We start from the raw sequence: 4,482 nt of genomic DNA, 5'->3' as shown, positions 1-4,482 counted from the left end.
GCCTGCTCAGGGGGTGGCGCTGGCGTTGGCGGCGATTTCCGGGAGGTCGGCCGGGCCGGGGTCGGCGGCCGGCGGGGGCGTCGCGGCCGGGTTCTGGGCGGCGGCGCGGACGGCGGCGGCGACGGCCGGGGCCACCCGCGAGTCGAAGACGCTCGGCACGATCACCGTCGGGTTGATCTTGTCCTCGCCGACCACGTCGGCGATGGCCCGGGCCGCCGCGATCGCCATCTCCTCGGTGAACTCCTCGGCGTGCGCGTCGAGCATGCCGCGGAAGACGCCCGGGAAGGCGAGCACGTTGTTGATCTGGTTCGGCTGGTCGGACCGGCCGGTGGCGACCACGGCGGCGTGCTTGCGGGCCTCCCGCGGGTCCACCTCCGGGTCGGGGTTGGCCAGCGCGAAGACGATCGCGTCCTTCGCCATGGTGGCGATGTCGTCGCCGGTGAGCAGGTTCGGCGCGCTCACCCCGATGAACACGTCGGCGCCGCGGATCGCGCCGGGCAGGTCGCCGGAGTAGTTCTCCTTGTTGGTGTGCTCGGCCAGCCACTGCCATGCCGGGTTGAGGTCGGGCAGGTCGCGGTGCAGGGCGCCCTGCCGGTCGTACGCGATGATGTCGCCCACGCCCTGCCGCAGCAGCAGTTTCATGATCGCGGTGCCGGCCGCGCCGGCGCCGGAGACGACGACGCGGACGTCCGAGAGGTGCTTGCCCACCACCCGCAGCGCGTTGGTCAGCGCGGCCAGCACGCAGATGGCGGTGCCGTGCTGGTCGTCGTGGAAGACCGGGATGTCCAGCGCCTCGCGCAGCCGGGCCTCGATCTCGAAGCAGCGCGGCGCGGCGATGTCCTCCAGGTTGATGCCCCCGTAGGCCGGCGCGATCGCCTTGACGATCTGCACGATCTCGTCGGTGTCCTGGGTGTCCAGCACCACCGGCCAGGCGTCCACCCCGCCGAAGCGCTTGAACAGCGCGGCCTTGCCCTCCATCACGGGCAGCGAGGCGGCCGGCCCGAGGTTGCCGAGGCCGAGCACGGCGGAGCCGTCGCTGACCACGGCGACGGTGTTGCGCTTGATGGTGAGCCGGCGGGCGTCGGCCGGGTTCTCGGCGATCGCCATGCAGACCCGGGCCACCCCGGGGGTGTACGCGCGGGACAGCTCGTCACGGGTGCGCAGCGCGACCTTCGAGTTGACCTCGATCTTGCCGCCGAGGTGCAGCAGGAACGTCCGGTCGGAGACCTTGCGGACGTCCACCCCGTCGAGCGCGGTCAGCGCGTCGACCACCTGGTCGGCGTGGTTCGAGTCGGCGGTGTCGCAGGTGAGGTCGACGATCACGTGGGCCGGGTCGGAGTCGACCACGTCCAGCGCGGTGACGATGGCGCCGGCCTCGCCCGCCGCGGTGGTCAGCCGCCCGATGGAGGAGGCGTCCGCGGGTACCGCGATCCGGATCGTGATCGAGAATCCGGCACTCGGCAGTCGGGTGTTGGCCACGAATAACTCCTCCGTCGACGCTGAGCGGCTCGCCTGGCATTTCTACTCGCCCGCCCAGGTCGGCCGGCATCCGGCCCCGCTACCGGTTAGTAACGCCACGGGCATATAGCGGGTGCGTTGGGCGTTGGTACATGTCAGGATGCTCATGCGAACGGGAAATGCCCCGGCAAAAGACATAACGGACAGGAGTCGCGGTTTGCGAGAGCAGGAGACCTTCCTTCCCTACGAGGACGACGAGCTCGACGCCACCACCGGCGAGTTCGAGCTGTCGGAGCGGCAGGCGCTGCGGCGGGTCCCCGGCCTCTCCACCGAGCTCAGTGACATCACCGAGGTCGAATACCGCCAGCTGCGGCTGGAGCGGGTCGTCCTCGTGGGCGTCTGGACCGAGGGGACCCAGGCCGACGCCGACAACAGCCTCACCGAGCTGGCGGCGCTGGCCGAGACGGCCGGCTCGCAGGTGCTCGAGGGGCTGATCCAGCGGCGCAACCGGCCGGACCCGGCCACCTACATCGGTCGGGGCAAGGTCGACGACCTGAGCGCCGTGGTGCTATCCACCGGCGCCGACACGGTCATCTGCGACGGCGAGCTGTCCCCGTCGCAGCTGCGCAACCTGGAGCAGCGCACCAAGGTCAAGGTGGTCGACCGGACCGCCCTGATCCTCGACATCTTCGCCCAGCACGCCAAGAGCCGCGAGGGCAAGGCGCAGGTCGAGCTGGCCCAGCTCGAATACCTGCTGCCGCGACTGCGCGGTTGGGGTGAGACCCTCTCCCGGCAGACCGGTGGTAGCGGCCGCGGCGGTGGCGCCGGCGGCGGCGTGGGCCTGCGCGGTCCGGGTGAGACCAAGCTCGAGACCGACCGGCGCCGGATCCGGCACCGCATCGCGCGGCTGCGCCGCGAGATCAAGAGCATGACGACGGTACGCCAGACCAAGCGTGCCCGCCGCACCCGCAACGCGGTGCCCGCGGTGGCCATCGCCGGCTACACCAACGCCGGCAAGTCCAGCCTGCTCAACCGCCTCACCGGGGCGGGCGTGCTGGTGGAGAACGCGCTGTTCGCCACCCTGGACCCGACCACCCGCCGGGCCACCGCCTCCGACGGCCGGCTCTACACCCTCTCCGACACGGTCGGGTTCGTCCGGCACCTGCCGCACCAGATCGTCGAGGCGTTCCGCTCGACGCTGGAGGAGGTCGCCGACGCCGACCTGGTGGTGCACGTGGTCGACGGCACCCACCCGGACCCGGAGGAGCAGGTCCGGGCGGTCCGCGAGGTGCTCGCCGAGGTGGGCGCCGACCGGCTGCCCGAGCTGCTGGTGGTCAACAAGATCGACGCCGCCGACGAGGAGACGCTGCTGCGGCTCAAGCGGCTCTGGCCGGAGGCGGTCCTCGTCTCCGCGCACAGCGGGCGCGGGATCGACGGGCTGCGCGAGGCCGTCGAGCAGCGCCTCCCGCGGCCGGCCGTCGAGATCCGGGCGGTGCTCCCGTACGACCGGGGGGACCTGGTGGCCCGGGTGCACCGGCAGGGCGAGGTGCTGAGCACCGCGCACCTGCCCGAGGGCACCCTGCTGCACGTCCGGGTGGGCCAGGCGCTGGCCGCCGAGCTCGTGCCGTACCGGGCGGGGGACCGGCTCACCAGCGAGGAACGGGTGGGCGCCGGGCGGTGAGCCGTCCGGCGTCACCCGCCCGAAACCTGGGTCGTGCGACACTTGGCGCCATGCGGCACGCTGTCTCCTCGGTCACGATCGCGCTGAGCCTCGTCGGCGCGGTCGTGGCGCCGGCCGGGCTCGCCCTGGCGGCTCCCGCCGCGGCCCCCGTGCTGGCCGCGGCTCCCAAGAAGAAGTGCACCGTCGACGACAACCGACTCCGGGAGCTGTCCGGCATCGTCGCTACCAGCAGCGGCTACGTCGTGATCAACGACGGCACCGAGGACGAAAGCCGTAAACGGGTCTTCTTCCTCGACACGAAGTGCGAGATCTCCAAGGACCCGGTCCGCTACACGGGCTCCGGTCCCTACGACACGGAGGACCTGGCCGTCGGGCCGGACAAGAAGACGCTCTTCATCGCCGACACCGGCGACAACGTCGAGGCCAAGACCCGGCGGGAGCGGGTCGCGGTCTGGACCATGCCGTTGAGCGGGTCGAAGCAGCCGGTGCTGCACCGGCTGTCCTACCCCGGCAAGGAGCCGCACGACGCCGAGGCGCTGCTCGTCGGCGACGACAACCTGCCGCTGGTCATCACCAAGGACCTGTCCGGCAAGTCGGAGATCTTCACGCCGACGGCCAAGTTCAAGAGCAGCGGTGACCTCGAGGCCATCCCCATGAAGAAGGTCGGCGAGGTCACGCTCCCCAAGACCGACACCGAGAACAAGCTGGGCGGCCCCGGCCGGCTGCTGGTCACCGGCGCCGCCCGCTCGCCCGACGGCGCCCGGGTGGTGCTGCGCACCTACGGCGACGCCTTCGAGTTCGACGTGACCGGCGGCGACATCGTCGGAGCGTTGACCACCGGCAAGCCCCGGGTCACGCCCCTCGCCGACCCGTTCGGCGAGGCCATCTCCTACGCGCCGGACGGTAAGTCCTTCGTCACCGTCTCCGACGGCGGCCTGCTGGACGCCGCGGACCCGATCGACGTCCTCAGCTACACCCCGGCCACGACGGGCGTCGAGGCGCTGCCCAACGCCGGCAAGTCAGACACCAAGGCGGCCGCGCAGAAGTCCTGGATCGAGGGGCTCAGCCTCGACGAGATCACGTACCTCATCGCGGCGGTCGGCGTGGTCGGCGCGCTCATGGTCGGCGCGGGAATCTTCGGCATCCTGCGGGCCCGGCGCAAGCCGGCGCCGCCGGCCGAGCCGACCGACGAGCGCGGCGACGAGTTCCCGGCCAACCCCGCCTATCCGCCGCCGGGCAACCGGCCCGACGCCCCGCCGCGCGGCGGGGTCTACGGCGGCGGTGGCGGTGCGGGTGGGGTCTACGGCGGCGCCCCGGCGAACGGCGGTCGCCCGGGCGGCGGG

At 72.3% G+C, this 4,482-nt stretch carries 3 protein-coding genes; 2 read left to right on the top strand and 1 reads right to left on the bottom strand.

Annotated elements, in window-relative coordinates; all coding sequences use genetic code 11:
* Positions 1–6: 6 nt before the first annotated feature.
* Positions 7–1,479 (bottom strand): NAD-dependent malic enzyme, encoded by a 1,473-nt coding sequence (locus tag F8274_RS29930; RefSeq protein WP_151465696.1) that lies wholly within the window; start codon positions 1,477–1,479, stop codon positions 7–9.
* A 196-nt stretch (positions 1,480–1,675) separates the two neighbouring features.
* Here F8274_RS29930 and hflX point away from each other — a divergent pair, with 196 nt between their 5' ends.
* Positions 1,676–3,139: a GTPase HflX gene (gene hflX, locus F8274_RS29925; RefSeq protein WP_151465695.1), complete on the top strand. Its 1,464-nt coding sequence runs from the start codon at positions 1,676–1,678 to the stop codon at positions 3,137–3,139.
* Between the two features lie 50 nt (positions 3,140–3,189).
* Positions 3,190–4,482 (top strand): hypothetical protein (locus F8274_RS29920; RefSeq protein WP_151465694.1); only part of this gene is annotated, 1,293 nt, incomplete at its 3' end.

It is taken from the genome of Micromonospora sp. AMSO31t, assembly GCF_008868175.1.
Taxonomy (GTDB): Bacteria; Actinomycetota; Actinomycetes; order Mycobacteriales; family Micromonosporaceae; genus Micromonospora.
Note: the sequence above shows the minus strand (reverse complement) of the source record. Positions and strands in the feature narration are given on the sequence as shown.